A 26,441-nucleotide genomic window follows, 5' to 3' on the forward strand; every position below is an offset into this window, starting at 1 on the left:
TAAAAAAAATCGCATAAATAGAGACCACTTAGGTAATGTTAGACTCTCCTATACAGATGCAAACAATGATGGAATTATTACACCAAGTACAGAAATCATTGAGGAGAAAAACTACTATCCCTTTGGTCTCAAACATAAAGGGTATAATAATATCACGAACTCATTAGGAAATAGTGTTGCTCAGAAATTTGGATATAATGGAAAGGAATTAAACGAAGAGTTAGGTTTAGAATGGTATGATTTCGGAGCTAGAAATTACGATGCATCACTAGGAAGATGGATGAATTTAGATCCAAAAACTGAAGAGATGAGAAGACATAGTCCTTATAACTATGCATTTAATAATCCATTAAGATTTACTGACCCAGATGGTATGAAACCAGAAGATATAATAATCTTATCTTATGGAAAAGAACCGAGAAAAAATCATACTTCTGGACATCAAGCTATTTTGGTGGGAGATGATAAAAATGGATGGGTATTTATTTCAAAAGATAAAGATGGAAGTTATACCAATTCAGAAGGAGAGTTGGTAAATGACCAGTTTACTATTAAAACTTTTGATACAGTTGAAGATTTTGCTAACTCTGAATATAATACATTTAAAGAAGATTACGATGATGGAGAAGGGTTTAAAAATTCCGAAAGAGATAGTGATGGTAATATTCGCCAAAGATTTACAGAAGGTTTTGAAATAGAAACGACAGCAGAGCAAGATAAAGCTATTATAAGCGCTTCAAGTGAAGAAGTACAAAAGCCTTTCAGCACGCTTAATAGTAATTGTACACATACTTGCCAAAAAGGTTTAGATGCAGGAGGATTAAAAAATGGTGAATATAGTTCAAGAACAATTTCTAGAAGAGGTAGGAGTTATAATGTAAGGTCTAAGAATTATTTTCCTACTACAAAACAAGCTGAAATTGAAAGAAGCAATAAAGGAAAAGATGTAGATAAAAAATTGAAACCAACAAACCGATAAATGAAAATGAATAAATTAATTAAAATTTTAATAGGATTCGTTATTCTAGCTTTAGTGTATTATTTAGCTACTGTAACATTAACCAATCATGGTCAATTCATTAATTATTATCATTACCCATCCTCATCTATTGAAAAATCAAAAGAGAATTCTAATTTTATTGGTATGGTCCCATCTGGTATGATTTATCTTGAAGGAAATGAAAGTTTTAAAAATTTCATAAAACAAGATGTCAATATTTGGATAGATAAATTTAAAGTTAAAAAATCATTCGGTATTTTAAATTTATTACCTTATGATGTTGTTGAGTCCAATAAGAGAATCTTAAGAATTAGTTATAAAGATGAAGATAAAAAGTATTCAACTAGTTATAAGGAGTCAATTTGGATTGATTTTAACGGTAGAATAGTAAATAGTTTATCGGTAACTTCTGGTAGAGCTTATCATGTAAATGATGAAGCTATTTTAAAGTTTTATGAAAATGAAAATAAAACAGGTTACATGGGAGAATTAAAAATTACTATAAAATAACTTATACTTCAATCTAAAAGCATCCAACTGACAAATCATTGGAGGTAATGTATCAAAATGGAGCTTTTGATTTTTATCAAGGAATGAATACTGTAATTCAATTAATTATGATATATATACCGCTCTATAAGGGCGGTATATTATATTCATAGAACTATTAAAGTTTTGTTAGGGCTTATAAAAGATAGATTTATTTCTGCTTTGTGTCCTAAATTGGTATTTGAAAAAATGGAAGAGTATAATTCAATATTAGCTACAAAAATTCAAATTCATTCAGGTAGAAAACTAAGAAATGATATGATTTATGAATTAGTTTTTAATAAAACTAAAAAGTATGAATCAGTTAAGATAGATGGTGTTTTAGAATTACATAAAGCTAATCAAAAAACTCTTTCTTCTACAAAACTAAGATTAGTCAATTTTAAAAGTTATTATGGAGTTGAAGAAATCAATTACTTAAATAAAAGAAGTTTTAAGATAATAGATTTAGAAGAGAATTGCACTGTTGGAAAAGGAGTAGTTACTAGTATGAATGATATTATTAAATAAAAGAAGATGTACTTAGGTGCATCTTTTTGTTTTTGTAGAAAGTGGTATTTTAGGGTTCTTAATAAAGTTAGTTATGAATAGTGAATTTGAGAATTACCTAATAGAGTTTAAAGAAATAAATTCAGACACTTTCCTAAGTTGTTGGTAGGTAGAAGAGTATCGTTCGTCCGAATATTATGAAATATAAACTAGAAGAAATTATTAACCAGCTTAAGTTGAGAAGAGGAGTGTTTTTAACTAATAGTGAATCTTATGATTCTTTATCTTCTTTTTTGATAGGATTTGGAATTGGTCTGAAAAAAGAAGAAGGAAAAAATATAGATTATTATACCTATGATGTATCAGGGATAAAACTGAGAAAGGTTGTAGAAAATATTAGAACAGATTATACAGGAAATCACATCAAAATTCAGAAACACAAGATTAATATGAAATTCAAGTTAATTATACTTACGTTGTTTATCTCAACTAGTTGTATGACGCAGTCTAAAAATGAATTTTCCCAGCTTTTAAAAGGAACATGGGAAGTCGAAAAAATTATTATTGATGGCGAAGAAGATTTTAGAACACTATCAGGAGAAAAGACAACCTCGGATATGAAAATTATATTTAAAGATGATAAAACTCTTGATTTTTATCAAAATGGGATAGAATATAAAAATCTAAAATATTATTTGTTAAATAAGAAAAAGAAATTCAGATTAAACTTTGCTAGTAAAAGCTATCTTGTAAAAGTTAAAAATCAAAAACTAATTTTAATTGATGATTCCCTTTTTATTACCGAATACATTTTAAAGAGTTTATGAAAAATAAGATAATGTAGTAAATTATATTAAAAGTCAGTAGTTAGAACCTTTTTTAACTACTGATTTTGGAGTTATATGATATATTATGAAAAATAAAAAGTATTTGAGTTTATTGATTGTTGTATTATGTTTCTATTCATGTAAGACAGTTAATAAATTAGACATAAAAACAGGAGAAGGAATTAATTTGGAAAAGATTAGATTAGAGTTAAAAGTATTTAGTGATGATAGTAAATTTAAGAATGTAGTCGTTTTTAATGGTAAATCTTATAGAGAAATACCTAATGCTTATGGAGAAAATGATTGGAAAATATATTACAATGACACTTTAGTAAAATCATTTGGACATTTTAAAACTAATAGAAATGATAGAAACAACTATGAGTTTCATTTTGATATGATTAATGATGAGTTTAGGTATTCAATTGCTATAAAAGGAAATGATGAACTGATTTTGAGTAATAAATAAGAAAGCTAATTTCGTGATAAATTTTAGCTCTAATTAGTGCCATGTTATCTCTTTTAACTAAATAAAATACACAATAATTAAACAACCATAAAGCTATGAAAAAGTTACCAATGAAGATGAATGATAATTGGAAGAAATTTATTCTGATAACTATTATATCTTTTTTAGCATTAATAACTATTATTAATTTAGATGCTTGGAATAATAAGTTATGGGTTAGTTTATTAATAATGGAGTTGTTCTTTATGATGTATGAATTAACTCTATTTTTTAAAAAGAAAAATAAAGCTTTTTTATTTCGATTTATACTTTATTTAGGAATATTTGGAATTACTATTTTTTACTTTTACTACAGTAAATTATTGATTATTTATTAGTTTTTTACATTGTTAAAACCAGTAAGTTGCAATAAAATCACTAATTCCGCTATGTTTTCATAAAACTCTGTTAAACTCATTATAAGTTATAGGTTCACATTGTACCTTTAACTCCTATTTGTAATTTAATATAACATGAGAAACGTTTTTTTAGCAACAACTTTAACGGGATTGATGTTGGCAAGTTGTAGCTCTTCAAAATCTTTGAAAAAGAATGATTTGGCAACTCAAAATCCAATAGCAACTTCTTTAAACCTAACCAATGTACAAAACGATAAAGTACCTGTAACTATAAATCCAGGAAGGTTTACAGTTGAAAAAGTAACGTATAGATTACCAAAAGTAGTACAAGGAACTTATTCTGTAAGTGATTTTGGTAAATATGTAGACGATTTTAAAGCGTTAGATTATAATGGAAATCCGTTAGAAGTAACAAAAGTAGATACAAATACATGGGAAATAAATAACGGAAAAGCCTTAGATAAAATTACCTATTTGGTAAACGATACATTCGATATGGAAAAAGTTGGAGGAATTGGAGGAGAAGTTCCTTTTTCACCATCAGGAACCAATATTGAAGATACGAACTATGTATTAAACTTACATGGTTTTATAGGGTACTTCGACTCTTTAAAAAACAACCAATACAAATTAGAAGTAATTGCTCCTTCAAATTTTGTAAGAACTTCAGCATTAGAAGAAGTATCAAAAGAAACAAGCGAAGACGGAAAAGTATTAACGTCTAACTATTATGCACCTCGTTATTTCGATATTACAGACAATCCTATGTTTTATGGAGAATTAGATGTGCAAGAATTTAAAGTAGGTGATATTAAAATTGTATTAAGTGTATATTCTCCAAACAAAAAACATTCAGCAGAAAAAATTAAAGCTACCATGGAGAAAATGATGCAAGCTCAAAAAGCTTACTTGGGAAGCATTAATAGTACTGCTCGTTACGATATTTATCTGTATTTAGCAGATAATACAGAAACTTCTCCTAAAGGTTTTGGAGCCTTAGAGCATCATACTTCTACAGTAGTAGTTTTACCAGAATCAATGTCTGATGAGCAATTAGCGCAAACAATGATTGATGTTGTTTCTCATGAGTTTTTCCATATTGTAACTCCATTAAGTGTACATTCTGAAGATGTACATTACTTCGATTATAACGATCCAACATTCTCAAAACATTTATGGATGTATGAAGGAGTAACAGAATACTTTGCAACCTTATTCCAAATCAGTAAAGATTTAGTGAAAGAGGAAGAATTCTTTAGTAAGATTATGGATAAAATAAATAGTGCGAGTAAAATGAACGACACTATGAGTTTTACAAAAATGAGTGAAAACATTCTTGAAGATGAATACCACGATCAGTACTTAAACGTATATCAAAAAGGAGCTTTAATTGGAATGGCAATTGATATTTTAATGCGTGAAGAAAGTAATGGTACTAGAGGGATTTTATCGTTAATGAAAGAATTATCGAATAAATATGGTAAAAACAAACCATTTAACGACGATACGTTAATTGCAGAAATTACTGAAATGACTTATCCATCTGTAGGAGAATTCTTAAAAAAGCACGTAGAAGGAAATACACCAATAGATTACAATACATTTTTTGAAAAAGTAGGACTTAAGATTACTGAAGCGAAAGTGAAAACAAACTACATTCAAAATGATGGAACTTTCATTTTTGCTCCAGATAGAGCTAAAGGAACAATTCATTTTAACGATGGTGTTAAAAACAATAGTTTTTGGGTAGAAAATGGAGTATTACCAGGAGATGTTATTAAAGAAGTTAACGGAGCAGCAGTTTCTTTAGCAACAGCAAACCAAATTTTTGGAGGAATGTTTGCATGGCAACCAGGTAAGGAAGTAGAAGTAAAGTTAGATAGAAACGGAAAGGAAATAGTAATTAAAACTACCTTAACACAATCGTATACAAACGGAAAAAGTTTACAACATATTCCTAACAAAACTCAAAAACAAAAAGAGTTATTTAATGCGTGGATTAAAGGGTAAACAATTTAATTACGCTTGTACATAAGCAAACTCTAATAAAAAGAGTGTCTATAAAGTAAGTATTCGTCAAACTGAATTTGTTTCAGTTTCTCATTAAAAGAAATAATCTGTTATGTGAGATGCTAAAATAACTTCAGAATAACATTTGAAAATGCTTTTTAGACACTCTTTTTGTATATAAAAATAAATGTTGATCCATTAGGATCAACATTTATTTTTAATAACCTATTATCAAATTATTTTAAAAACTTTGCATTTAACTCTGGAGTTGGAATGTAACAAGCTTCTTTAGCACCAAACCATTTATACCTGTTTTTAGCAATAAAATCGTATACCTTATCGCTTATAAAAGACGGAACAATTAGAAAAACGCTTAACAAACGAATAGGCATTCTTAATTTAGAAGCAATTGTTAAAGCAGCCTTTGCTTTTGTAAAAACTTTTTCTTCAGGAGTAAACAAAAAAATACTGTCTACTTCCTGAAAGTCCACATTAAAATAATCACGAATTATTACAGCCGTTTCTCCTTGCAATGGCGCAAATAAAAATTGATTTTTAGGATCGTTTTTTATGATATACTGAACAGAGCTATTGCATAAATTGCAAACGCCATCAAAGAAAACAATATGTTTGTTTTTGGGGATATTAAGTGACATTTATTTATCTGTTATACGGACGTTCATTAATCCAGTGAAAGCCTCTATTTGTTAGCAAAAACTTTTCTTTATAATTTTTAGTTCTTTGCAATTTAATAGCTAAGGTATCTAACTTCACCGTTCCTTTTAAATAAAAATCAGTGCTGTCACCTTCCATGTACGTTAAATTATAGACCTCTAAAGTATCTCTATAACTTTTTAAAACCAAAGATTTTTTTACAGAATCTACATCTAATTTATACCATTGTGTTTTGCTATCGGCAGGCTTTATTTGAGCATATTGCTTTCCATCAATCATTAAATATTTCCACAACTTCTTTTCTTTAGAAGGACAAGAAATAATAGAATCATTTAATTTAAACTCTTCTACTTCATAAAAGCCTTTTAAAGGACTTTTAGAAGCTTCACCATAATACATATCTCTAGAACTTAATGTCTCGTAAAACCCAAAACCTAATACATATACAAGTACTAAGGCTTTTATAACCAGAAATACCTTGCTTACAATACTTTTCAACGCAGGTTTATAAATATCAGTTAAAGCTATTGGTTTTCTAAAAAAGAAGAATTGCCATAAGGTTTTAAAACTATGCGCTAATAAAAAAGCAGTCATAATTACCAAATGCGTTGATAGAATTTTTACAGGAACATCATAAAAATAATTTACAGCCATAACATTGGCAGTAGTCATTAACGTAATAATTAAACCAAAGGTTAAAGTTCTTCTAAACAACAATAACACAGCGGCTACTTCTGCAATTCCCATAAATAAATTATAACCTTTAGAAAAACCTAAAAAAGTCCAAGCCAATCCCATAGGAGAAGAATCTCCATAAGCTTGTGTAAGTCTATACATTGTTGGCGCAGAAAATTGAACCTGAATTACTTTAACCAATCCATAATTAATTAGCATAAGTCCTACATAAAAACGCACAATTAAAGTGAGCCAATAATACATCTTCACATAACTTTTCGCTTTTCTATCTATAACAGACCAAATAATTGCTGTAATAATGGCTATTACAAATAATGTGAAAATCAAAAGATAATCATAAGTGGTATCACCACTTCCATTTGGTCCCACTCTAATTTCATAAGTAATTCCTAAAATATGTTCGCCAATCCATGGAATAATTTCATATAAACCTAAATTGAAGATATGGTTTACATATCCGTAAAAAGGGAAAGCTCCATTGTTATTTAGAAAAATGAATAAGATAAAATAAGTGAAGAAAAAACGAAACGATATTTTCTCAAATACAGACCATGTATCCGTTTTGGGTAGAATAGTACTCATAGTAAGTGGCTTATAAATTTGTAATAAACTCAAAACTACATTTACTATTTGTAAAATAATTGTATTAAATGGACATTAATGCAGCTTTATTTTTTTTTGAAGTAAATATCTTTTTTAGATAGAATACTTACATCTTTAAAAAACTGTTTTGGATTATTTCCTGTTTTATCTTTAAACATTTTATTAAAAAAAGCCTGATCGTAATAACCTAAATCGAAAGCAACATCTGAAAGTTTACTGCCTTCATCTTGGTTTTTAATTTTTTCTAAAGCATTTCTAAACCGATTGTTTTTTCTAATTACAATGGGAGAAGTACCGCAATGCGTTACAAAAAGGCGGTATAATTTTTTATAACTACAATTACATGCGGTAGCAATGTCCTGTAAACTTAATTGATCATTTTTCATTAGCGAAATACTATGCATTACAATATCTAAACCTTCTTTTTCATTGAGCTTGGTAAGTAAATAAGTTTCAATTAAATCAACTTTTTCGTTTTCAGACCTTTCAAAAAAACAACTATTGTTGCTAAGAAAATCATTAAACTCAGTAAGTTCAAAAAATAAGGAGTCGTTACAAGTATTTGTAAATTGAGCTAATCCATAAGGTTTAAATATGATCACAAACTCCTTTACATATCCCTGATTGTTTACAAATAAAGGAGTTGTAAACTTATTAAGTACCATAAACGTGTTTGAAGCGTTAGTACATGCATTAATTTTAATTTCATCATCTACATAACTCGTAGCTGCTTTGTTAAAAATACAGACAACATTGTTTGCAGATGGATACGCATAATATTGGTCATTATGTAAAGCTAATTCGTAGTAAAAATCAATGTATTTTTCTAAAACGTTATTGGGTTTTATAGCTCTTATTTTCATGAAATACTAATATAACGTAAACTCGATATAATTTTATCATCTAAAAGCCTGTAAAATAAGATGTCACTGCGAAAAAAACGACATCTAATAGAATTTTTTATGGCAATCTGTTCAATAAAAGTAAGATTACTTCAATCTAAAAAGACTTTCGTGATAATACAATACTAAGTAAAACGTGCTAGCTGTATTTTTATTGAAACTTAAGATGTTTTTAATTGATATTTGCGAATGCTAAAAACAATACTACCAAGCACAATAGTACCAATTGCTAATTTTATAGAGAGAAGGTTACTTTGCGATAAAGCACCAAAATAATCTGTAAAAGGAACCCTGTTAATATTCATATAAGTAATCATAAAAAACACAACTTCAAATAACTTTTTACCTCCAGTAATAATTCCAAAAGAGGCTGCTAAAAACACTAAGAAAATTCCGCCTAAAATAATAGAAAGTAAAGCTGTAAAATTTGAAATAATGGCAACTCGAACAACCAAAGGAATCGCTAAAAATAAAAGTAACATAACACTGGCTGCTAATTGAGCAACTAATAATCGTTGTATAGGTTTATAAGAAGCAAAAGCAAAATAATGTACTTTATTCGTAAACTCTTTTGTAGTTAAATTAGATAATCGACTTACTTGTAAAAACCATAATATAGGTAATACAAATTGATGGGCAATATCTAGAGGAAGTAATGCTAATAAAAACATTCCAATTGCATTTACAATCCATAACCATTTTTTTCCTTTTCTAATTAGTAATAGCAATTCTGTTGTAAGTAACGGAATTATAGAAAAGTTTGTGGTTAGTTTTGCTAAGCCAGAAAGATGCATTTCTTTAGCTGTTACTTCTGAAAGAATAGCCGCTTTTTGTACTTTTTGAACTGTTTTTCCTTGTAAAGAAAACCTATGAAAAAAATGTGCACTTATAAAAATTAAGACAAAGCCAAAACCTATCCAAAGTAATCTGCTGATTAAAAATAAAGAAGGAAATTCCATACCATTAAAAGAAAACTTCTTAGAAGGACTGTTGTTGCCTATAATATAACCTATAGATAATTCTTTTATTTGATCTCCTTTGGTGATTTCTCTAACTTGTGTTTCCATGTGTTGCATTACAATTTGAGTTCCTAATACATCAAAAGAGAACTGCTCTTGGTTAGTTCTAGAAGACAACATTAAAAAAGAAAATAAGAAGAAGAAGCCAATGTTTTGTAGCACGGTATATTTTCTGAAAAAGACTTCAAAAACAACAGCTAAAACTGCTATAAAAAATAAGGTTGGAATAGTAATTATTATATAAGGCTTTATAAACTGAAAAACTTCGAAAGGAAAATTCTCATTGTATAAGAAAAAGAGCGCAATACTCATGATAAATACAATACCAAGAATGGTTAGTAAAATTAAAAACCCACTAATTACTTTCGATACTAAATAAGTACTATTTGTAACTTTAGTAGTAGCAATAATTTGTCCTACTTTAGTTTGTGTATCTGTTTTAATACCTCCGTTAATAAGATAAAAACCAACTAAGGATAAAAACAAACTACTCATAACAGCAGTAACATATCCAAACCAAGCAGAGTTGTACTGTCCAACATAATCTGCAATTCGTATGGTAGAATAATTTGCATCTGGTGCAGGTACAAAAGTGTACGCAACAGCTAAACTAGCACATAGTGTAATTAAGAAATTATAATTTCGTACACGTTGTAAGTAACTATATTTTATAAGAGAAAAAATGTTCATGATGAAAATATTTTAATGAGCGTCGTATACCCCAAAGTGAATCGTGTCTGAAGAAATAACTAGAAAGGTTAATGCTATAATTGCGATTACAAAAAATAGTATGATTTGTAAATTTTTTTTACTTGATGTTTTCATGATTAAGATGTTTTAGTTGTAAATAAATAAGCGTCTTCTAAAGTTGGGTTTTGCAAGCTTGCTCCTTCCATTGCATGTTCACTAATAAATCGAACTATAGTTTTACCTCCTTTTATTAGCGAGTGAACAACCATATGTTTTTGTTTAAACTCGTGTAATAAATCTCTGTCAATGGTGGTTTCATAAACTTTATCTTTTACACTGTTTATAAGTGTTTCTTGATTTCCATAGGCTAACAATTCTCCTTTTTTCATAATGGCAACTTTATCAGCAATGGTATCTATATCAGAAACAATGTGAGAAGAAAGTATAACAATAGCATCGTTTGCTAATTGATGAATAAGATCTCTAAAACGAATACGTTCTTCAGGATCTAAACCAACAGTAGGTTCGTCAAAAATCAGCACTTTAGGATCGTTTAATAATGCTTGTGCTATTCCTACACGTTGTTTCATTCCACCAGAATAACTTCCAATAGGCTTGTGAGCGGCGTCTAGTAAATTTAATCCTTCTAAAAGCTGTGTTATTTTAGTAGTTAAGTTTTTTCCTCCTACGCCTTTCATTGCAGCCATATATTTTAAAAACTCAAAAGCATTTAAATTAGGGTACACACCAAAATCTTGTGGTAAGAAACCAACTTGCTTGCGCATGTAATTTGGATCTTTAACAATATTGTTTTTGTTTAAAATAATTGTGCCGTTTGTAGGTTTACTAACCGTAGCAATCATTCTTAATAAAGTAGATTTTCCTGCTCCGTTTGGACCTAATAAGCCTAAAATTCCCTTGTCAATTTGCATCGAAAAATCTTTCAAGCCATATTTAGTTGCGCTGTACTTTTTAGATACGTTTTGTATATCGAGTTTCATGACTATTATTGTTTTATGTTAGTAATATTATTTTCAATAATTTGTTGTTTAGAAACAGTGTTATATTCTTTTACGACACTTTTTTCTAATACAGTGTTTATGGTAGAAACTGCTATTTCTTTTGTGTAAGAATGTTCGTGTACTTCTGTAACATCTTCCGTATTACACAAAGCACTCACGGCATATAAAAAAACTGTAAAGATTAATTTAAAAGCTTCCATAATGATTTGATTTTTAAAATGAACACTTCAAAAGTCTTATGAAAAAACATTTTTAAAAAAGAAGAATGATGAACGGAAGTTTAAAAATGATATAGGGTAGTTTGTACGATAATCATGGTAATAGAAACATTCAGATTAAAAAAGATATCTTTCATCATTAAAAAATGCCTTTTTTAGAGTTAATAGCTAAGTTTGTGGTAACTATACTTAATAAAACAATATGTCTAAATTCGATACTTGGGTAGATAATAAATTAGTGCAAAACATATTTGTATGGGCAGTTCTTTTTATCATTTTAATAGGAGGAATCCAATCAGAAAATAGAATGGCAACTGCATTGTATGCAATCTTGTTTTTAATGCCTACAGTTTACGTAACCAATTATGTTATTTTACCATTCTTTCAAAAAAAGAAAATCATCTTTTTCATATTGTTTATACTCAATGGAATATTATTCACATTAATACCAGTTTATCTTATTAGTCAAGCTATAGAGCAATCGCTGAGTTTAAAGATGTTTTTAAATCTTTTTGGATTTGTTTTATTGGCAATGATTTTTGGAATGGCAATACGAATTGCACGAGATAGTTTTAAAAGAAGACAGGAAGTAAAAGAAGCAGAGTTAAAATTGTTGAAAGGACAATTGAATCCACATTTTTTATTCAATACACTAAATAATTTATACGGATTGTCTGTAATTAAATCAGATAAGTTACCTAACCTAATGCTAAAGTTATCAGATTTACTACGATATAGTTTATATGAAACAAGGGAAGCTTTTGTATCTCTGAAGAAAGAAATAAGTTATTTAGAAAATTATGTTTCGCTAGAGAAAATACGATTAGAAGAACAAGCAGAAATTAATTTTACAATTACAGGACAATTGGTAGATAAAGAGATTGCACCAATGTTGTTAATTGTTTTTGTTGAAAACGCATTTAAACATTTAGGAACGTCAGATGGTGAAAAAAGTAGAGTAAATATTACAATGGATATTTCAGAAAATGAAGTAGCGTTTAGATGTGAGAATTCTTTTGATATATATGGAGAGAAGGAAGCAAATTTAGAAAAAGGGAAGAGTGGTATAGGATTGGTAAACGCAAAAAAGAGATTACATTTGATTTATCCAGATGCACATTGTTTAGAGATTGAAAAAACAAATGGTGTTTTCTCTGTAGATTTAAAACTTTCAATATAAAGATGGAAAAGATAAAATGTTTAATTGCAGACGATGAACCTATTGCACGTCAAATAATAGAGAATTATAGTAAAGATATTCCTTATTTAGAAGTGGTTGCTATGTGTAAAAATGCTTTTGAGGTAATGGAAGTGTTGCAAAAAGAGCAAATAGACTTACTGTTTTTGGATATTAATATGCCCAAGTTTTCAGGAATTAGTTTGTTAAAATCGCTAGCTAAAAAACCTGAGGTGATTATTACAACTGCGTATCCAGAATATGCTATAGAAGGATTTGAACTTGCGGTAACAGATTATTTATTAAAACCTTTTTCGTTAGAACGTTTTTTACAAGCAGTTTTAAAAGTACAGCAAAAACTAAAAACGGTTCCTATGGAAACAGCTACACAAATAGTAGTTACTCCAGAAAAAGAAGTTACCTCTTTATTTATTAAAAGCGATAAGAAAATTATAAAGCTGAATTTTGAAGAGATAAACTATATTGAGGCTTATGGAAATTATATAAAAATCTATACGGATAGTATGATTTTAACGCCACAAACATTAACAGAATTCATCACAAAACTACCAGATAACTTTTTAAGAATTCACAAATCGTATGCAATTAACTTTAATCACTTAAAACTGATAGATGGAAATCAAGTAAAGTTGAATAACGATGCTGTATTACCAGTTGGAAAATCTTACAGAAAAGAATTAATTAAACGAATAGAATAGTATATATCAAATTTATTCATTTGATATATACTAAAACATTGTTATGCAACAGGAGTAGAAGATGATTTATCTACAGGTGATACTTCTGCTACAGGATAGCAATTAATATTCCCACCAGAAATATCTGTATCAACATAAGCTCCATGTCCGCTTGCGGTAATACAATAGTAAATAATGTCATTTCCTTTACCATTAATTTTACCTAAAGCTTCTTTACTAATTTCTTGAACTCCTTCTAGATTTAAGATGTTTTTAAACATTTTTTAAGTATTTATAGATTCTTATCATGGAAATTAAAATTTTCTTTAGAAAGAAAAATAAGGAACTTGCTGAATGTAGCGTTATAGTTTACGAATGGAGCTTTTATAATAGTAATTGTAAAGCACTTATAATTCAGTAGAATATTCTTATTTTTGTCGCTATTAAATTTAAAAAATGTCTAAGAAGTCCATCGCTATCCTTACCGTAGTATTAGCAATATTAATAGATCAAATCACTAAAATCTATGTAAAAACACACTTTTTCTTAGGAGAAGAAGTCGTTGTATTTCCAAACTGGTTCATTATCCATTTTACAGAAAATAATGGAATGGCTTGGGGATTTGAATTTGGCGGTAGAGGAGGAAAGTTGTTCTTAACGCTTTTTAGACTTGTAGCTATTTCCGGAATTATTTATTGGTTAATTCAAACCATAAAAAGTAAAGTACATAATGGAGTAGTTATTGCAATTTCTTTAATACTAGCAGGAGCTGTAGGGAATATCATTGATTCTGTTTTTTACGGAGTTATCTTCAATACACCTCCAGGAAGAGGAGTAGCTACATTATTTTCAGACCAACCGTATGGTGAGTTGTTTTATGGAAAAGTGGTAGATATGCTATATTTTCCTTTGTACAAAGGAGAAAGCTTTACATTTTTTAATGCTATTTTTAATGGAGCAGATAGTTGGATAACTATTGGAGTGGCTTTATTATTTATTTACCACAAACAAGCTTTTCCAAAGAAAGAAGAATAATTTCTTTAGACTTTTCTTTTTTAGTACCTTTCAAATAAAAAATCATGCGACTTTTAAAATACATCGGTGCTTTTTTATTAGGTTTTTTAATTGCCAAATTTTGGTATGATAGAAAGGAAGCTATCTATCAAAAAGAAGAAATTAAAGTACTTGTGAATGAAATTAATAATTTGAGTAAGCTAGTAGTTTCTGAAGGGAATTATGCTGAAATGTATAGTTTTTCTGATACTAAAAAGTACTTCTTCGATTATATTCAATTTGAAAAAAAAGCAATTCTTTCAGTAAATGCAAAAGTTGAGGTTGGATACGATTTATCGAAGATAGATATTCAAATAGATAGTGTAGCAAAACAGATTATTATTAATAAAATTCCAGAAGAAGAAATTGTAATTTCGCCAGATATAAAATACTTCGATTTACAACAAAGCAAACTCAATACCTTTTCTAACGAAGAGCTAAATGCTTTAAATGAAAAAGCAATAGAGCGCATAAAAGAAACCATTACGTTTACAGAGCAGAAAGAAGAAGCAAAAACACGCTTGTTTGAGGAGTTATCTAAAATATATCAATTATCTAAAATTTATAATTGGGAAGTTGTAGATCATACAAATTCAAGCAACGCTATTAATAAAATATTGTTCTTAGACTAAGAAAAAGAAAAGCATACAATTATTAGAATTGTATGCTTCAAATAGATGTCGGGAAAACTGACGTTAGTTACTCATATGAGAATTATCGTATAAGTCTTTAGATATGCTCCAGCTATATTGTGTCGCTTTAACTTTAATTCCTTGATTAATTATTCCGAATTTTAGAGTTCCAGCACCTGTATTCCACCAGTCTCCACCTGTAATTTTTGCTCTTCTGCTTCTTCTTCTTCTTACAGATTTGTATTTTGAAACCATAAGCTCTTGATCACAATTCTCTAAACATTTTCCGTTGAATTGAATTCCGATTGGCGTTCTTCTTTTTCTCCATTTTCTTCTTCTCTTTTTATAACCTTTTACAATGGTAACAATTTTAGGAGCTCCTGCAAACTGATTAAGTCTTACTTTATGTTTTACCTTTATACTTCTTCTTCCGTTATGTCCATTTGTATAACGATGCTCTCTAGTAATGGTTTTTTTACAACCAATAGTGGTACTAGAACCTGATCCTGTTCCCGAACCAGTTCCTGATCCTGAACCACCACCAAAAGGATCATTATATATTACTATAAAATCTAAATCGGTTAAAACTGGTACTGTACTATTTTGTCTACTAAGTAATCTAGATCGTACTAAGCTTTCATAGCTTTTAGTTTTTACTAATCCCCACTCATAATACTTATAAAAATCATCTCCAATTTTAACTTCTGAATGCTCGTTTAATAAAGCACGCTCAACATCATCAACAACAAAATGATTATCAGGATCAGTTTTTTCATCTAAAAACTCTCTTCCTTCTTGTTCTTCTAACCATTTAGATTCTTTTTCTGCAATAATGGCTCTTAAAGATCTAAAGTTTTGTTGTTTTTCATAATCAACTACAGGTTGAAAATCGTTGTAATTTAGTTCGTCTTCTACATCATCTAATTCGTCTTCACTTAAATGACCATATTTTTTTAAAAAAGCATCGTCATAAGCTTCTATTTCTAGATATAGTTTTTCTATAGTGTTTTCGAAATCTTCAAAGCTTTTAAATTCTAACACTTCGCCTTTACTAGCAAATTTTGAAGCTGTTTTATTTGCTGGTTGACTTAATTTTTCTGCATCATTTATAATATTTTCTTCATTTCCTGTACATGATGTTATAAGCGAAATGAGAAATATGCCTAAGAGATAAAATGTTTTTTTCATAATAAAAAGTAAATGAATTTATGGTTTGATTTATAAAGAGATCTCTGCTTATATCATCAAATATTCATCTATTTTTTTACAGAAAAAAAGAATTCAATTTTCGTTTCAAATTCGTAAGTAACGAATTCATATTAGAAAAAAAATGTTAGTGTGTAGGTTCTTAATGAGGTAGTTTTTTACTCAAAATCCCATATATAAAAGCACCTAAAACAGCTCCTAACAAAACAATAAGTATAGAAAAGATACCATTTCCTATTAAAACAAAAATAGGAGCAGGACAAGCACCAGCTAAGGCCCAACCTAAACCAAAAAAGGCACCTCCAACTAAGGTTCTTATATATCCTTTTTTCTTTTCCTTAATATTTATTTTGTTGCCTAAATAGTCCTTTAAAATACCTTTTTTAAACAATAGTATTAAAGGAATAGAAACCACAACAGTACTACCAATAATACCGTACATATGAAACGATTGAAATTTAAACATCTCATAAATGCGATACCACGAAATTGCTTGCGATTTGGTTAAAATAATTCCAAAGACAATCCCTATAATTAAAAATCGAATATTTTTCATACTTAAAAAATTAAAGGCAGTAAAAACCAAGTCATAATTAATCCTCCAACAAAAAAGCCAATAACAGCTAATAAAGAAGGAAACTGTAAACTACTTAAACCCGTAATGGCATGTCCAGAAGTACAACCACCTGCATAACGAGTTCCAAAACCAATAAAAATACCTGCTACAAGTAAAATAGCAAAGCCTTTTATAGTTAACATATTTTCAATACTGAAAATCTCTTCTGGAACATAGGTTTTCCCAATATTTTTAAAACCAAGTTCTCCTAAGTTTTGAACTGTTTCTGGGCTTAGTAAAATTTCCGAAGAAGTAGATAGAAAATTCGCAGCAATAAATCCACCTATAATTAAACCAACTAAGAAAAATAACGCCCAGTCGCGTTCTTTCCAGTCTTTTTTAAAATAATCAGAAACTTTACCAGCTCCTGCCATCGTGCACATGGTTTCTAAATTTGTAGAAACACCAAAGTTTTTTCCGAAGTAGAAAAACAGAAAAAGGATGAGTGCAATTAAAGGGCCAGATACATACCATGGCCAAGGTTGTAAAATAATCTCCATATTATTGGAATAGGTTATTAATATAATTCAGAATTAGTTGTGTTGCTCCAGTATTATTTTTTACATAATCTCCACAAGTTTTTCCCATTGTAGTTCTTACGTTTACATCTTGTTTTAGCGTTGTAAAAATGCTATTAAATTCATGTTGATTTGTAATCGCTTTACTTCCTTTTAAACGAATTAAATCATTTGCTTCTTGAAACTTGGTGTAATTATTTCCTCCAAATACCACTGGAATGCCAAAAGTAGCGGGTTCTAAAATATTATGCAAGCCTGTTAACAAACCACCGCCTACGTAAGCAGCATTTGCATAGGAATATACTTTTGTAAGTAAGCCAATTGTATCAATAATAAAAACCTGATATTCTTTAAGGTCTACTTGGTTCCTTTCCGAATACAGTATTGTTTTTTTAAGAATACTATTGCGTAGCTCATTTATTTTTTTTGAATTTATAGTATGTGGAGCAATGATAAATTTTTCGTTTTCAGATGCGTGTTCATTAATGTAATTTACAAGAAGTTCTTCACCTTCTTTCCAAGTACTACCGGCAACTACAGTATAAGTGTTATATTTAAATTCATTTATAAAATCTAATGTATTATCCTGTTGTAGAATTTCGTATACTCTGTCAAATCGAGTATCTCCACTAACGGTTACATTGTTGTAATTTATAGTATTTAAAAGTTTTTTTGAATTTTCGTTTTGTACAAAGAGATGATCAAAAGCTGTTAAAAAACTTCGCATCCATTTTCCATACGGTTTGAAAAAGAGTTGCTTTTCTCTAAAAATACCAGAGACTAAAATGGTTTTAATGCCTTCTTTTTTTAATTGGCTAAGTAGATTAGGCCAGAACTCATATTTCACAATAATGGCCAATTCAGGTTGTATAGCACGAACAAAATTTTGCATGTTTTTTTTCGTATCGAAAGGCAAGTAGCAAATAACATCTGCTAAAGCATAATTTTTTCGTATTTCATAACCCGATGGAGAGAAAAAAGTAACAATAATTTTATGAGTAGGGTAGGTGTTTTTTAAACTTTCAATAATTGGTCTACCTTGTTCAAATTCACCTAAAGAAGCCGTATGTATCCATATGGTTTTATCTGTAGATTGTATAACAGAAAGCTTTTTAAAAGTCTCTTTACGTCCTTTTATAAATAATTGTAATTTCTGATTGAAAAGACTTAAAAAATGAATAATTCCGTATGCAATATGAACAAGAATATTGTAAATAAAATTCATGAGGTAAAAATATAAAATTAAAAAAGGTAAACTCATAAATTATAGAGTTTACCTTTTTAATTATAGCATATGTAAATACAGAATTACATATTTTAAATCTTATTTTGTTGCATTAACTTTCTTTAAAAGTAAAGAGCATTTAGCAATATATCCATAATCGGTACTAGGACTATTTTTAGCAGCTTTAAGACATTTTTCAGCTCCTTGTTTAGCAATTGCCTTTTTATTTAGTTTTAAGGCTAATTCAGCTTTATAATACGTATACCAAAAAGCCTTTGGTCGTAACTCTTCCGCTTTGGTAAACCATGTGAAAGCAGTATCCAGATTTTTGTTTTTCTGATAATAGTACTGAGCAGCATCAAAGTATGTTTGAGCTTTTACAGGTTGTGTTGCATTTGTAATTTTTGAAGCAATTTGATTTTCAATAATACGATCTGAATTCACGGTTACAGGAATGTTAACTTCCGTATTTTCCCATAAAATAATAAGCGTTGCTCCATCTACAGTAAAATCTTGAAATCCTAAATAAAAAGTTTCTCTAGTATCCTTTGTTTTTATAGCCGGAACTTTAAAGCGAATCAAATCGTTTTCTTTTTTATAGCCAGCACTTCCCCAAAGCTTACTGTTTTTATGAAAAATAATAGTCCATTCTTTTTCATTGGGAATAGAATAGAAACCGTAAGTTCCTGCTGGAACAGTATGATTAGCAATTTTAATTTCTTTGTCTGTTGTAATTTTAGTTGAAGCATTAGCTCCAGTTCTCCATAGTCTCCCATAAGGAATTAGCGAACCGAAAATTTTTCTCCCTTTTACACTTGGCTGTCCATAAGTTAATGTAATGGTTGCAAGCCCTACTTTTTGTTGTGTAGTAATTCTAGGACTTAGGCTAGGTTGTTCTATTTGGGCAATGCTATGTCCTATAGAAAATGCTATTAGAAGTAAACTGATATAAGTTTTCATAAGAATTGTCTTTAGTTGTATTTCTATAGACGCATATTTTGTTAAGCATTACAAAAAATATCATAAAAAAAGACTGTCTAAAAAGAGACAGCCTTTATGAATTATTTTATTTCAAAATCTTCCATGAATTTTGTGGTATAATTACCAGCAACATAATCTGGATGATCCATTAATTGTCTGTGGAAAGGAATTGTTGTTTTAATACCTTCGATTACATACTCATCTAAAGCACGCTTCATTTTGTTAATTGCTTCTTCACGTGTTTGTGCAGTTACAATTAATTTAGCGATCATAGAGTCGTAGTTTGGTGGAATCATATAACCTGCATATGCATGTGTATCTACACGAACACCATGTCCACCTGGTGCATGATATGAAGTAATTCTACCTGGTGCAGGTCTGAATCCATTATGAGGATCTTCTGCATTAATTCTACATTCAATAGAGTGTAATTGTGGCGTATAGTTTTTACCAGAAATTGGCACTCCAGCTGCTACTAAAATTTGCTCACGAATTAAGTCATAATCTACTACTTCTTCTGTAATTGGATGCTCTACTTGAATACGAGTATTCATCTCCATGAAGTAGAAATTACGGTGCTTGTCTACTAAAAACTCTACAGTACCAGCTCCTTCATATTTAATAAACTCAGCAGCTTTTACTGCAGCTTCTCCCATTGCTTCTCTTAACTCATCAGTCATGAATGGAGAAGGAGTTTCTTCTGTTAATTTTTGGTGACGACGTTGTACAGAACAGTCTCTTTCAGATAAGTGACATGCCTTACCAAAAGAATCTCCAACAATTTGAATTTCAATATGTCTAGGTTCTTCGATAAGTTTTTCCATGTACATTCCATCGTTTCCGAAAGAAGCTTTTGCTTCCATACGAGCAGAATCCCAAGCTGGTTTTAAATCTTCAACTTTCCATACAGCACGCATTCCTTTTCCACCACCACCAGCGGTAGCTTTTAACATTACAGGGAATCCCATATCTGTTGCGATTTTCTCTGCTTCTTCGTAAGAATCTAAAATTCCTTCAGATCCAGGAATACAAGGTACACCTGCAGCAATCATTGTTGCTTTTGCAGTTGCTTTATCTCCCATTTTCGAAATCATTTCTGCAGAAGCACCGATAAATTTAATATCGTGCTCTTCACATAATTTTGAAAATTTAGCGTTTTCTGATAAGAAACCGTATCCTGGGTGAATTGCATCTGCATTTGTAATTTCTGCAGCAGCAATAATGCGATCCATTTTTAAATAAGATTCATTACTTGGTGCTGGTCCAATACAAACTGCTTCGTCTGCAAACTTTACATGTAAACTATCTGCGTCTGCCTTAGAGTAAACAGCTACTGTTTTAATACCCATTTCTTTACAGGTACGAATTACACGAAGTGCAATTTCACCTCTATTGGCAATTAATATTTTTTTAAACATCTTTATCGAATTAGTTAATTAAAAAAATTAGCTAATTAGTGTTACAAATTAGAAAGAAATGTCTAATTTCTAACTGCTAACTTTATGATGGGTCAACTAAGAATAATGGTTGATCGAATTCAACTGGAGTTGAATCATCTACTAATACTTTTACAATCTTTCCAGAAATTTCAGATTCAATTTCGTTGAAAAGTTTCATTGCCTCAATCACACAAACTGTATCACCAGCTTTTACTTCAGAACCAACTTCTACAAAAGCAGGTTTGTCTGGAGATGGTTTACGATAGAATGTTCCAATGATTGGAGACTTTATAGTAAGATATTTAGAATCGTCTTCAGTAGCTGCAGGCGCTGCTGGAGTAGCAGGAGCTGCTGCTGGTTGTGCAGGTGCTACTGGAGCTGGTGCCGCAACAACTTGTGGTGCAGCTGCTATAGGCGCTGCTTGAATAATTTGCGTTTCTGGTGTGTCAGATGCAGTTTTGATAGTAATCTTTACATCATCCATTTCTAATTTTACTTCACTAGCACCAGATTTTGCTACGAACTTAATAAGATTTTGGATTTCTTTAATGTCCATTGTTTATAATTTTAGTTGAATGTCTACTTAGTATATGCCCATGTAAGGTAAATTGCTCCCCATGTGAAGCCACCTCCAAAGGCCGCAAAAATTAAATTATCTCCTTTTTTAAGTTCTTTTTCATAGTCTGCTAATAAAAGAGGTAATGTAGCAGAAGTAGTGTTTCCATATCTATGTATGTTCATCATTACTTTTTCATCATCTAATCCTATACGATTAGCAGTTGCTTCAATAATTCTTTTATTTGCTTGGTGTGGTACTAACCAATCTACTGTTTCTTTGGTTAGATTATTTTTTACTAACACTTTTTCAGCTACATCTGCCATGTTAGAAACTGCAAATTTAAATACAGTTCTTCCTTCTTGATGTACGTAGTGTTTTCTGTTTTTAATAGTTTCTTCTGAAGGTGGTAAAATAGAACCTCCTGCATCTATTTTCAAGAACTCTCTTCCAACACCGTCACTTCTTAAATGTTCATCTTGAAAACCTAAGCCTTCAGTATTTGGTTCAAATAAAACGGCTCCTGCACCATCTCCAAAAATGATACAAGTAGCTCTGTCTGTATAATCTATTATAGAAGACATTTTATCAGCACCAATTAATAGTACTTTTTTATATCTACCAGATTCTATATAACTAGAAACAGTAGACATTCCATATAAAAAGCTTGAACAGGCAGCTTGTAAATCGTATGCAAAAGCGTTTGTAGCTCCAATTTCTGTAGCTACATAAACAGCTGTAGCAGCAACCAACATATCAGGTGTTGCAGTAGCTACAATTACTGCATCAATTTCTTCAGGATTTATATTGTTTTTAGCAATTAAGTCTTCAGCAGCTTTAATTGCCATATAAGAAGTTCCAGCGCCCTCTTCTTTTAAAATTCGTCTTTCTTTAATTCCAGTTCTAGTAGTAATCCACTCATCGTTGGTTTCTACCATTGTTTCCAGTTCTTTGTTGGTTAAAACATAGTCTGGGACGTACTTTCCAACCGCCGTAATTGCTGCAGTTATTTTATTCATGCTTGTTACGAATAGTAAATTTAGTTTCCAAAAGTAATGATTTTTTTTTCACTTTGTCGCTAAAAAAACGCCAAAAACATTCGTTTTCGGCGTTCTATAAGATAAACCCTAGTAAAAAAGGTTGTATATTTTTTAAGCTTCAGCTTCTGTAGTATCAATAACTACTTGTCCACGATAGTATAATTTACCTTCGTGCCAGTGAGCTCTGTGGTATAAATGAGCTTCACCAGTAGTAGGATCAACAGCTATTTGTGGTACAGTAGCTTTATAGTGAGTTCTTCTTTTATCTCTTCTAGTTTTTGATATTTTTCTCTTAGGATGTGCCATTTTACTCGTTTTTTCCTGTTAGTAAATCTTTTAATTTATCCCATCTTGGGTCAGTTGATTCTTCTTCAACTGGTTTCTCTTTATTTATCTCTAATTCTTTTAACTTCTTTAAAGTTTCAGATTCCATTGTACCATTTAATACATCTGGATGTACTCTTTTGGTAGGAATAGATAGTACTACTAATTCATATATATATTGAGCAACATTTACTTGATACTCTTCATATGGGAGTACTAAAATTTCATCATTCTCGTCGTTAAACTCAGGACCAAACTTAACAATTAACTTAAAGTCTCCTGAAATTTCCTGATCGTATAACTCATTAGTTACATCACAAGGAATAGTTACAGTTCCTTTAATAGTAAACAACAATTCTAAAAGTGTACTCTTTTTTATGAAGTCAATATCAACTTGTATATCAGTTTTATTGAATTCTGCGTACTGAAATTCTTCAAAGAACGTATTGTTAATTTGGTACTGAAATTTGTGGGTTCCTTCTTTTAAACCTACAAAAGGAATAGTATATTCTTTTAAACCTTTCATTTACAATATCAAATTGAGCGCGCAAATATAATAAAATGTTTTGTAATACGGAATATAAAAAAACTATTTTATTTTTAATCTATTTGACTCTAACTCAATATATTCATTTCTGTTTCTAAAAACTTTTAAAGAAGTAAAGAGTGCTTCTTCAAAAGAAGTTGTGTTTGCTTTATTCTTACCAGCTATGTCAAAGCCTGTTCCATGATCTGGTGAAGTCCTTATTTTATTAAGCCCAGCAGTAAAGTTAACACCATTACCAAAAGACAAAGCTTTAAAAGGCGCTAAACCTTGATCGTGATACATGGCTAATACGCCATCAAATTGTTTGTAAGTTTCTGAACCAAAAAAACCATCAGCGGCATATGGACCAAAAACCATTTTTCCAGATTCTTTTATTTTGGCAATAGTAGGCCTTACAATTTCATCATCTTCTTTACCAATGACACCTTTATCTCCGCAATGAGGATTTAGTCCTAGAACAGCAATTTTAGGTTTACTAATATTAAAGTCTTGTTTTAATGAATGCTCCATTATCTCCACTTTTTTAGTAATGAGTTCTGGAGTGATTGTTTCAGCAACTTTTGAAATTGGAATATGACCAGTAATAAGTCCCATTCTTAATTCGTCAGTCATTAAAATCATTAAACTTTCTCCTTCTAGGTTATCTTCTAGATATTCGGTATGCCCTGGGAAGTCAAATTCTTTAGATTGAATATTCTCTTTATTTATAGGTGCCGTTAATAAAACATCTATTTGATTATTCTTTAATGCTTCTAAGGCACTAGATAATGACTTTAATGCGTATTTCCCTCCATCAGGAGTTGCTTTTCCTAAATCGATTTTGACTTCTTCTTTCCAAATGTTTAATAAGTTCATTTTATTATGAACAACTTTTTCTAAAGATTGAATACCATGAATACTGGTATTTAAATTCAGGTTTTTTTTATGAAAAGAAACTACTTTGTTAGAGCCAAACAACACTGGTGTGCAAAAATCAAACATTCTTTTATCCTGAAAAGTTTTTAAAATTACTTCAAGACCAATTCCGTTAATATCTCCAATTGAAATACCTACAATAATTTTATTCGATTTTTCCGTATTAGGCATATGATGTCGTATTTTTGATGCTAACAAAAGTAACTAAATTTACGATATGTTTACAGGAATCATAGAAACTATTGGTAGTGTAACTCAGCTAGAAACTGAACAAGAGAATGTTCATATCACTGTAAAAAGTGATCTTACAAGTGAATTAAAGATAGATCAGAGTGTTGCGCATAATGGTGTTTGTTTAACAGTAGTTGAAATTATAGAAGATACTTATGTAGTTACTGCTATAAAAGAGACATTAGAAAAGTCGAACATAGGTGATTTAAAAGTAGGAGATGAGGTAAACCTTGAAAGAGCAATGAAGCTTGGTGATCGATTAGATGGACATATTGTACAAGGTCATGTAGATGAAACAGGTGTTTGTGAAAATATTAAGGATGAAGATGGAAGTACAGTATTTACTTTTGAATATCACTCTAAAAATAACAACATTACTATTGAAAAAGGTTCTATTACTGTAAATGGAGTAAGTTTAACAGTAGTGAACTCGAAGAAAAATGAATTTAGCGTAGCCATTATTCCATATACATTAGCACATACTACTTTTAAAAATATAGAAGTAGGAACCAAGGTTAATTTAGAGTTTGATGTGATTGGAAAGTATGTTGCTAGACTTACTGAGTTTACAAATAAATAAAAAGTGAGCCTCTGTAAAGATGGCTCACCTTATTAGAAGTGTTATTTGTTATTCGTGAGGAACTGGTAATGGACAACCGTCGCAATATGGATCGCTAGGATTATATAGTCCTGCATTATTTGCATAACAGATTTGACAGTTAGTTCCTCCATTAATTGTTTTTTGTTCTTTTTTATTTAGGCTTTTACCTAAATTTAAGATTGCTGTTTTCATACTAATGAGAGTTTAAATTTCATTAATAATTATACCCAATCTGTTGCTCCTCCGCCAGATCCACCAGAACCTCCTGATCCACCAGAACCTCCTGATCCTCCAGTGTTACAACTACAGTAAAGAGGTTTCCAAAACAATTGTTGTATTTCAGGGTCAGCGCACCATTCAAAACATGGTCCATTAAATACTTGTCCACCTTTGATGTTTTTTTGAGTAGTTCTTGTTAAAGCAGTTCCGAGGTTTAAAATTGATTTTTTCATAATAATTAAACTTTAATTTTGGTTAATTCCTTGAGAGTTTAAAGACATTCAAGGTTTATGTCTGTATTGTATGAGTACTAAACTATTGCTTTAGTGAGTTTTTTATTAACTAACCTTGGCATGCAGGATGTGTAATTAATACGCATTTATAATTACAGCATAGATGATCTGGAACACCGCAGTCTAAACTAAATCTTCTCGTACAAACACCATAACTATCTCCGTCATTTAAGAATTGTCCTTTGATTAGCCTTTGCTCTTTTTTGTGTATTACTTTACCAAGTTCTAGAATTGATTTTTTCATTTTAATTAAAATTTTAATTGAGGTTAGTTTTTTTGTAGAAAACAAAAGAGTAGCAGATAGTGTACTCTTATTCTCTTTTTTAAATTTAAAAATTGATTATGAGTAATACTTCACCCAAAACGGGTGATTTTTACATTATTTTGGTTTTGTTTCATTTTTCATTTTTTTGTGTAATCCTTAAACAAAAAGGTGTCTTTTCCTTAGGTTTTATGGGGTTTTGTAGCGTTTCTTAATTTTCTGTTTTTAGCCTTTTTTGTTAGATTTAATTATTCTACCCAAAATTCTTTAACAAGTATTCTTACCCTTTTTTTTACCCCTTTTTTTCCTTAGCTTTGAGATATAAAATTGTTACAAACCTT

At 30.0% G+C, this 26,441-nt stretch carries 33 protein-coding genes; 12 read left to right on the forward strand and 21 right to left on the reverse strand.

Annotated features, from left to right (window positions below; translation table 11 throughout):
• The 7 genes from ACKTTC_RS12905 to ACKTTC_RS12935 all read left to right on the forward strand — a co-directional run.
• Window positions 1-979 (forward strand): RHS repeat domain-containing protein (locus tag ACKTTC_RS12905; protein WP_408040247.1); only part of this gene is annotated, 979 nt, incomplete at its 5' end.
• 6 nt (window positions 980-985) lie between these two features.
• Window positions 986-1,510, forward strand: coding sequence for a hypothetical protein (locus ACKTTC_RS12910; RefSeq protein ID WP_408040248.1), 525 nt, complete (start codon window positions 986-988; stop codon window positions 1,508-1,510).
• Between the two features lie 228 nt (window positions 1,511-1,738).
• On the forward strand, window positions 1,739-2,059 hold the full coding sequence (locus ACKTTC_RS12915) for a hypothetical protein (protein ID WP_408040249.1): 321 nt from the start codon (window positions 1,739-1,741) through the stop codon (window positions 2,057-2,059).
• Window positions 2,060-2,235: 176 nt separating this feature from the next.
• Complete coding sequence (locus tag ACKTTC_RS12920; RefSeq protein ID WP_408040250.1) at window positions 2,236-2,865, forward strand: hypothetical protein; 630 nt, start codon at window positions 2,236-2,238, stop codon at window positions 2,863-2,865.
• 85 nt (window positions 2,866-2,950) lie between these two features.
• Window positions 2,951-3,334, forward strand: a complete 384-nt coding sequence (locus ACKTTC_RS12925) for a hypothetical protein (protein WP_408040251.1) — start codon at window positions 2,951-2,953, stop codon at window positions 3,332-3,334.
• Window positions 3,335-3,429: 95 nt separating this feature from the next.
• Complete coding sequence (locus ACKTTC_RS12930) at window positions 3,430-3,711, forward strand: hypothetical protein (RefSeq protein ID WP_408040252.1); 282 nt, start codon at window positions 3,430-3,432, stop codon at window positions 3,709-3,711.
• Between the two features lie 135 nt (window positions 3,712-3,846).
• Entirely contained in the window at window positions 3,847-5,742 is a 1,896-nt protein-coding gene (locus tag ACKTTC_RS12935) for a M61 family metallopeptidase (protein ID WP_408040253.1), read from the forward strand.
• Between the two features lie 236 nt (window positions 5,743-5,978).
• On the opposite strand, the gene ACKTTC_RS12940 is transcribed toward ACKTTC_RS12935, so the two are convergent.
• The 6 genes from ACKTTC_RS12940 to ACKTTC_RS12965 all read right to left on the reverse strand — a co-directional run bounded on the left by ACKTTC_RS12940 (window position 5,979) and on the right by ACKTTC_RS12965 (window position 11,549).
• A complete protein-coding gene (locus ACKTTC_RS12940) occupies window positions 5,979-6,398 on the reverse strand; it encodes a thiol-disulfide oxidoreductase DCC family protein (protein WP_408040254.1) in 420 nt (139 codons plus the stop codon).
• Between the two features lie 4 nt (window positions 6,399-6,402).
• On the reverse strand, window positions 6,403-7,695 hold the full coding sequence (locus ACKTTC_RS12945) for a hypothetical protein (protein WP_408040255.1): 1,293 nt from the start codon (window positions 7,693-7,695) through the stop codon (window positions 6,403-6,405).
• An 86-nt stretch (window positions 7,696-7,781) separates the two neighbouring features.
• Entirely contained in the window at window positions 7,782-8,579 is a 798-nt protein-coding gene (locus ACKTTC_RS12950) for a helix-turn-helix domain-containing protein (RefSeq protein WP_408040256.1), read from the reverse strand.
• 200 nt (window positions 8,580-8,779) lie between these two features.
• Window positions 8,780-10,327, reverse strand: coding sequence for a hypothetical protein (locus ACKTTC_RS12955; protein WP_408040257.1), 1,548 nt, complete (start codon window positions 10,325-10,327; stop codon window positions 8,780-8,782).
• Window positions 10,328-10,464: 137 nt separating this feature from the next.
• On the reverse strand, window positions 10,465-11,328 hold the full coding sequence (locus ACKTTC_RS12960) for an ABC transporter ATP-binding protein (RefSeq protein ID WP_408040258.1): 864 nt from the start codon (window positions 11,326-11,328) through the stop codon (window positions 10,465-10,467).
• A 5-nt stretch (window positions 11,329-11,333) separates the two neighbouring features.
• On the reverse strand, window positions 11,334-11,549 hold the full coding sequence (locus ACKTTC_RS12965) for a hypothetical protein (protein ID WP_408040259.1): 216 nt from the start codon (window positions 11,547-11,549) through the stop codon (window positions 11,334-11,336).
• Between the two features lie 220 nt (window positions 11,550-11,769).
• On the opposite strand from ACKTTC_RS12965, the gene ACKTTC_RS12970 reads away from it, so the two are divergent.
• Together ACKTTC_RS12970 and ACKTTC_RS12975 are read left to right on the forward strand one after the other, a co-directional pair.
• Window positions 11,770-12,747 carry a sensor histidine kinase gene (locus ACKTTC_RS12970; protein ID WP_408040260.1) on the forward strand — a complete coding sequence of 326 codons (978 nt, stop codon included), beginning with the start codon at window positions 11,770-11,772 and terminating at the stop codon, window positions 12,745-12,747.
• Window positions 12,748-12,749: 2 nt separating this feature from the next.
• Complete coding sequence (locus ACKTTC_RS12975; protein WP_408040261.1) at window positions 12,750-13,463, forward strand: LytR/AlgR family response regulator transcription factor; 714 nt, start codon at window positions 12,750-12,752, stop codon at window positions 13,461-13,463.
• Window positions 13,464-13,504: 41 nt separating this feature from the next.
• Here ACKTTC_RS12975 and ACKTTC_RS12980 read toward each other — a convergent pair whose 3' ends face one another.
• Window positions 13,505-13,723 carry a hypothetical protein gene (locus ACKTTC_RS12980; protein WP_408040262.1) on the reverse strand — a complete coding sequence of 73 codons (219 nt, stop codon included), beginning with the start codon at window positions 13,721-13,723 and terminating at the stop codon, window positions 13,505-13,507.
• Window positions 13,724-13,898: 175 nt separating this feature from the next.
• On the opposite strand from ACKTTC_RS12980, the gene ACKTTC_RS12985 reads away from it, so the two are divergent.
• Together ACKTTC_RS12985 and ACKTTC_RS12990 are read left to right on the forward strand one after the other, a co-directional pair.
• Complete coding sequence (locus ACKTTC_RS12985; RefSeq protein WP_408040263.1) at window positions 13,899-14,477, forward strand: lipoprotein signal peptidase; 579 nt, start codon at window positions 13,899-13,901, stop codon at window positions 14,475-14,477.
• A gap of 44 nt (window positions 14,478-14,521) precedes the next feature.
• Window positions 14,522-15,127, forward strand: a complete 606-nt coding sequence (locus ACKTTC_RS12990) for a DUF4230 domain-containing protein (RefSeq protein WP_408040264.1) — start codon at window positions 14,522-14,524, stop codon at window positions 15,125-15,127.
• Between the two features lie 63 nt (window positions 15,128-15,190).
• Here ACKTTC_RS12990 and ACKTTC_RS12995 read toward each other — a convergent pair whose 3' ends face one another.
• The 11 genes from ACKTTC_RS12995 to pdxA all read right to left on the reverse strand — a co-directional run bounded on the left by ACKTTC_RS12995 (window position 15,191) and on the right by pdxA (window position 24,665).
• Window positions 15,191-16,315, reverse strand: a complete 1,125-nt coding sequence (locus tag ACKTTC_RS12995) for a hypothetical protein (RefSeq protein WP_408040265.1) — start codon at window positions 16,313-16,315, stop codon at window positions 15,191-15,193.
• A 160-nt stretch (window positions 16,316-16,475) separates the two neighbouring features.
• The gene (locus ACKTTC_RS13000; protein ID WP_408040266.1) at window positions 16,476-16,889 is read right to left on the reverse strand and encodes a DUF6691 family protein; all 414 of its coding nucleotides are present in this window, start codon (window positions 16,887-16,889) and stop codon (window positions 16,476-16,478) included.
• A gap of 2 nt (window positions 16,890-16,891) precedes the next feature.
• Window positions 16,892-17,449 (reverse strand): YeeE/YedE family protein, encoded by a 558-nt coding sequence (locus ACKTTC_RS13005; protein WP_408040267.1) that lies wholly within the window; start codon window positions 17,447-17,449, stop codon window positions 16,892-16,894.
• Window position 17,450: 1 nt separating this feature from the next.
• Entirely contained in the window at window positions 17,451-18,692 is a 1,242-nt protein-coding gene (locus ACKTTC_RS13010) for a 3-deoxy-D-manno-octulosonic acid transferase (RefSeq protein WP_408040268.1), read from the reverse strand.
• Window positions 18,693-18,791: 99 nt separating this feature from the next.
• Window positions 18,792-19,652 carry a DUF2911 domain-containing protein gene (locus ACKTTC_RS13015; protein ID WP_408040269.1) on the reverse strand — a complete coding sequence of 287 codons (861 nt, stop codon included), beginning with the start codon at window positions 19,650-19,652 and terminating at the stop codon, window positions 18,792-18,794.
• A gap of 101 nt (window positions 19,653-19,753) precedes the next feature.
• Window positions 19,754-21,091 (reverse strand): acetyl-CoA carboxylase biotin carboxylase subunit, encoded by a 1,338-nt coding sequence (gene accC / locus ACKTTC_RS13020; RefSeq protein ID WP_408040270.1) that lies wholly within the window; start codon window positions 21,089-21,091, stop codon window positions 19,754-19,756.
• Between the two features lie 82 nt (window positions 21,092-21,173).
• The gene (gene accB, locus ACKTTC_RS13025) at window positions 21,174-21,668 is read right to left on the reverse strand and encodes an acetyl-CoA carboxylase biotin carboxyl carrier protein (protein ID WP_408040271.1); all 495 of its coding nucleotides are present in this window, start codon (window positions 21,666-21,668) and stop codon (window positions 21,174-21,176) included.
• 23 nt (window positions 21,669-21,691) lie between these two features.
• Window positions 21,692-22,687 carry a beta-ketoacyl-ACP synthase III gene (locus ACKTTC_RS13030; protein ID WP_408040272.1) on the reverse strand — a complete coding sequence of 332 codons (996 nt, stop codon included), beginning with the start codon at window positions 22,685-22,687 and terminating at the stop codon, window positions 21,692-21,694.
• Window positions 22,688-22,819: 132 nt separating this feature from the next.
• Window positions 22,820-23,014, reverse strand: a complete 195-nt coding sequence (rpmF, locus tag ACKTTC_RS13035) for a 50S ribosomal protein L32 (protein WP_408040273.1) — start codon at window positions 23,012-23,014, stop codon at window positions 22,820-22,822.
• A gap of 1 nt (window position 23,015) precedes the next feature.
• Window positions 23,016-23,558: a YceD family protein gene (locus ACKTTC_RS13040; RefSeq protein WP_408040274.1), complete on the reverse strand. Its 543-nt coding sequence runs from the start codon at window positions 23,556-23,558 to the stop codon at window positions 23,016-23,018.
• A gap of 63 nt (window positions 23,559-23,621) precedes the next feature.
• Entirely contained in the window at window positions 23,622-24,665 is a 1,044-nt protein-coding gene (pdxA, locus tag ACKTTC_RS13045; protein WP_408040275.1) for a 4-hydroxythreonine-4-phosphate dehydrogenase PdxA, read from the reverse strand.
• Window positions 24,666-24,711: 46 nt separating this feature from the next.
• Between pdxA and ACKTTC_RS13050 the strand changes: the two genes are divergently transcribed.
• Window positions 24,712-25,305: a riboflavin synthase gene (locus ACKTTC_RS13050; RefSeq protein ID WP_408040276.1), complete on the forward strand. Its 594-nt coding sequence runs from the start codon at window positions 24,712-24,714 to the stop codon at window positions 25,303-25,305.
• A 48-nt stretch (window positions 25,306-25,353) separates the two neighbouring features.
• Here the strand turns inward: ACKTTC_RS13050 and ACKTTC_RS13055 are convergent, their stop codons facing one another.
• From ACKTTC_RS13055 to ACKTTC_RS13065, 3 genes are all read right to left on the reverse strand, one after another.
• Window positions 25,354-25,518: a hypothetical protein gene (locus ACKTTC_RS13055; RefSeq protein ID WP_408040277.1), complete on the reverse strand. Its 165-nt coding sequence runs from the start codon at window positions 25,516-25,518 to the stop codon at window positions 25,354-25,356.
• Window positions 25,519-25,547: 29 nt separating this feature from the next.
• On the reverse strand, window positions 25,548-25,778 hold the full coding sequence (locus ACKTTC_RS13060) for a hypothetical protein (protein ID WP_408040278.1): 231 nt from the start codon (window positions 25,776-25,778) through the stop codon (window positions 25,548-25,550).
• Between the two features lie 109 nt (window positions 25,779-25,887).
• Window positions 25,888-26,082, reverse strand: coding sequence for a hypothetical protein (locus ACKTTC_RS13065; protein WP_408040279.1), 195 nt, complete (start codon window positions 26,080-26,082; stop codon window positions 25,888-25,890).
• Between the last annotated feature and the right edge of the window lie 359 nt (window positions 26,083-26,441).

The sequence above is a fragment of the Tenacibaculum amylolyticum genome (genome assembly GCF_964511145.1).
In the GTDB taxonomy this organism is placed as follows: Bacteria; Bacteroidota; Bacteroidia; order Flavobacteriales; family Flavobacteriaceae; genus Polaribacter; species Polaribacter amylolyticum.

Coding starts and splice junctions, on each gene's coding strand:
- ACKTTC_RS12955 (WP_408040257.1), bottom strand. CDS start 10,327: ATGAACATTTTTTCTCTTATAAAATATAGTTACTTACAACGTGTACGA.
- ACKTTC_RS13030 (WP_408040272.1), bottom strand. CDS start 22,687: ATGAATAAAATAACTGCAGCAATTACGGCGGTTGGAAAGTACGTCCCA.
- ACKTTC_RS13005 (WP_408040267.1), bottom strand. CDS start 17,449: ATGGAGATTATTTTACAACCTTGGCCATGGTATGTATCTGGCCCTTTA.
- ACKTTC_RS12950 (WP_408040256.1), bottom strand. CDS start 8,579: ATGAAAATAAGAGCTATAAAACCCAATAACGTTTTAGAAAAATACATT.
- accC (WP_408040270.1), bottom strand. CDS start 21,091: ATGTTTAAAAAAATATTAATTGCCAATAGAGGTGAAATTGCACTTCGT.
- ACKTTC_RS12960 (WP_408040258.1), bottom strand. CDS start 11,328: ATGAAACTCGATATACAAAACGTATCTAAAAAGTACAGCGCAACTAAA.
- ACKTTC_RS12935 (WP_408040253.1), top strand. CDS start 3,847: ATGAGAAACGTTTTTTTAGCAACAACTTTAACGGGATTGATGTTGGCA.
- ACKTTC_RS13010 (WP_408040268.1), bottom strand. CDS start 18,692: ATGAATTTTATTTACAATATTCTTGTTCATATTGCATACGGAATTATT.
- ACKTTC_RS12990 (WP_408040264.1), top strand. CDS start 14,522: ATGCGACTTTTAAAATACATCGGTGCTTTTTTATTAGGTTTTTTAATT.
- ACKTTC_RS12925 (WP_408040251.1), top strand. CDS start 2,951: ATGAAAAATAAAAAGTATTTGAGTTTATTGATTGTTGTATTATGTTTC.
- ACKTTC_RS13065 (WP_408040279.1), bottom strand. CDS start 26,082: ATGAAAAAATCAATTCTAGAACTTGGTAAAGTAATACACAAAAAAGAG.
- ACKTTC_RS13055 (WP_408040277.1), bottom strand. CDS start 25,518: ATGAAAACAGCAATCTTAAATTTAGGTAAAAGCCTAAATAAAAAAGAA.
- ACKTTC_RS12995 (WP_408040265.1), bottom strand. CDS start 16,315: ATGAAAAAAACATTTTATCTCTTAGGCATATTTCTCATTTCGCTTATA.
- ACKTTC_RS13040 (WP_408040274.1), bottom strand. CDS start 23,558: ATGAAAGGTTTAAAAGAATATACTATTCCTTTTGTAGGTTTAAAAGAA.
- ACKTTC_RS13000 (WP_408040266.1), bottom strand. CDS start 16,889: ATGAAAAATATTCGATTTTTAATTATAGGGATTGTCTTTGGAATTATT.
- ACKTTC_RS12965 (WP_408040259.1), bottom strand. CDS start 11,549: ATGGAAGCTTTTAAATTAATCTTTACAGTTTTTTTATATGCCGTGAGT.
- accB (WP_408040271.1), bottom strand. CDS start 21,668: ATGGACATTAAAGAAATCCAAAATCTTATTAAGTTCGTAGCAAAATCT.
- ACKTTC_RS12945 (WP_408040255.1), bottom strand. CDS start 7,695: ATGAGTACTATTCTACCCAAAACGGATACATGGTCTGTATTTGAGAAA.
- ACKTTC_RS13060 (WP_408040278.1), bottom strand. CDS start 25,778: ATGAAAAAATCAATTTTAAACCTCGGAACTGCTTTAACAAGAACTACT.
- ACKTTC_RS12970 (WP_408040260.1), top strand. CDS start 11,770: ATGTCTAAATTCGATACTTGGGTAGATAATAAATTAGTGCAAAACATA.
- ACKTTC_RS12915 (WP_408040249.1), top strand. CDS start 1,739: ATGGAAGAGTATAATTCAATATTAGCTACAAAAATTCAAATTCATTCA.
- ACKTTC_RS12920 (WP_408040250.1), top strand. CDS start 2,236: ATGAAATATAAACTAGAAGAAATTATTAACCAGCTTAAGTTGAGAAGA.
- rpmF (WP_408040273.1), bottom strand. CDS start 23,014: ATGGCACATCCTAAGAGAAAAATATCAAAAACTAGAAGAGATAAAAGA.
- ACKTTC_RS12930 (WP_408040252.1), top strand. CDS start 3,430: ATGAAAAAGTTACCAATGAAGATGAATGATAATTGGAAGAAATTTATT.
- ACKTTC_RS12980 (WP_408040262.1), bottom strand. CDS start 13,723: ATGTTTAAAAACATCTTAAATCTAGAAGGAGTTCAAGAAATTAGTAAA.
- ACKTTC_RS12940 (WP_408040254.1), bottom strand. CDS start 6,398: ATGTCACTTAATATCCCCAAAAACAAACATATTGTTTTCTTTGATGGC.
- ACKTTC_RS12975 (WP_408040261.1), top strand. CDS start 12,750: ATGGAAAAGATAAAATGTTTAATTGCAGACGATGAACCTATTGCACGT.
- ACKTTC_RS12985 (WP_408040263.1), top strand. CDS start 13,899: ATGTCTAAGAAGTCCATCGCTATCCTTACCGTAGTATTAGCAATATTA.
- ACKTTC_RS13015 (WP_408040269.1), bottom strand. CDS start 19,652: ATGAAAACTTATATCAGTTTACTTCTAATAGCATTTTCTATAGGACAT.
- ACKTTC_RS13050 (WP_408040276.1), top strand. CDS start 24,712: ATGTTTACAGGAATCATAGAAACTATTGGTAGTGTAACTCAGCTAGAA.
- pdxA (WP_408040275.1), bottom strand. CDS start 24,665: ATGCCTAATACGGAAAAATCGAATAAAATTATTGTAGGTATTTCAATT.
- ACKTTC_RS12910 (WP_408040248.1), top strand. CDS start 986: ATGAATAAATTAATTAAAATTTTAATAGGATTCGTTATTCTAGCTTTA.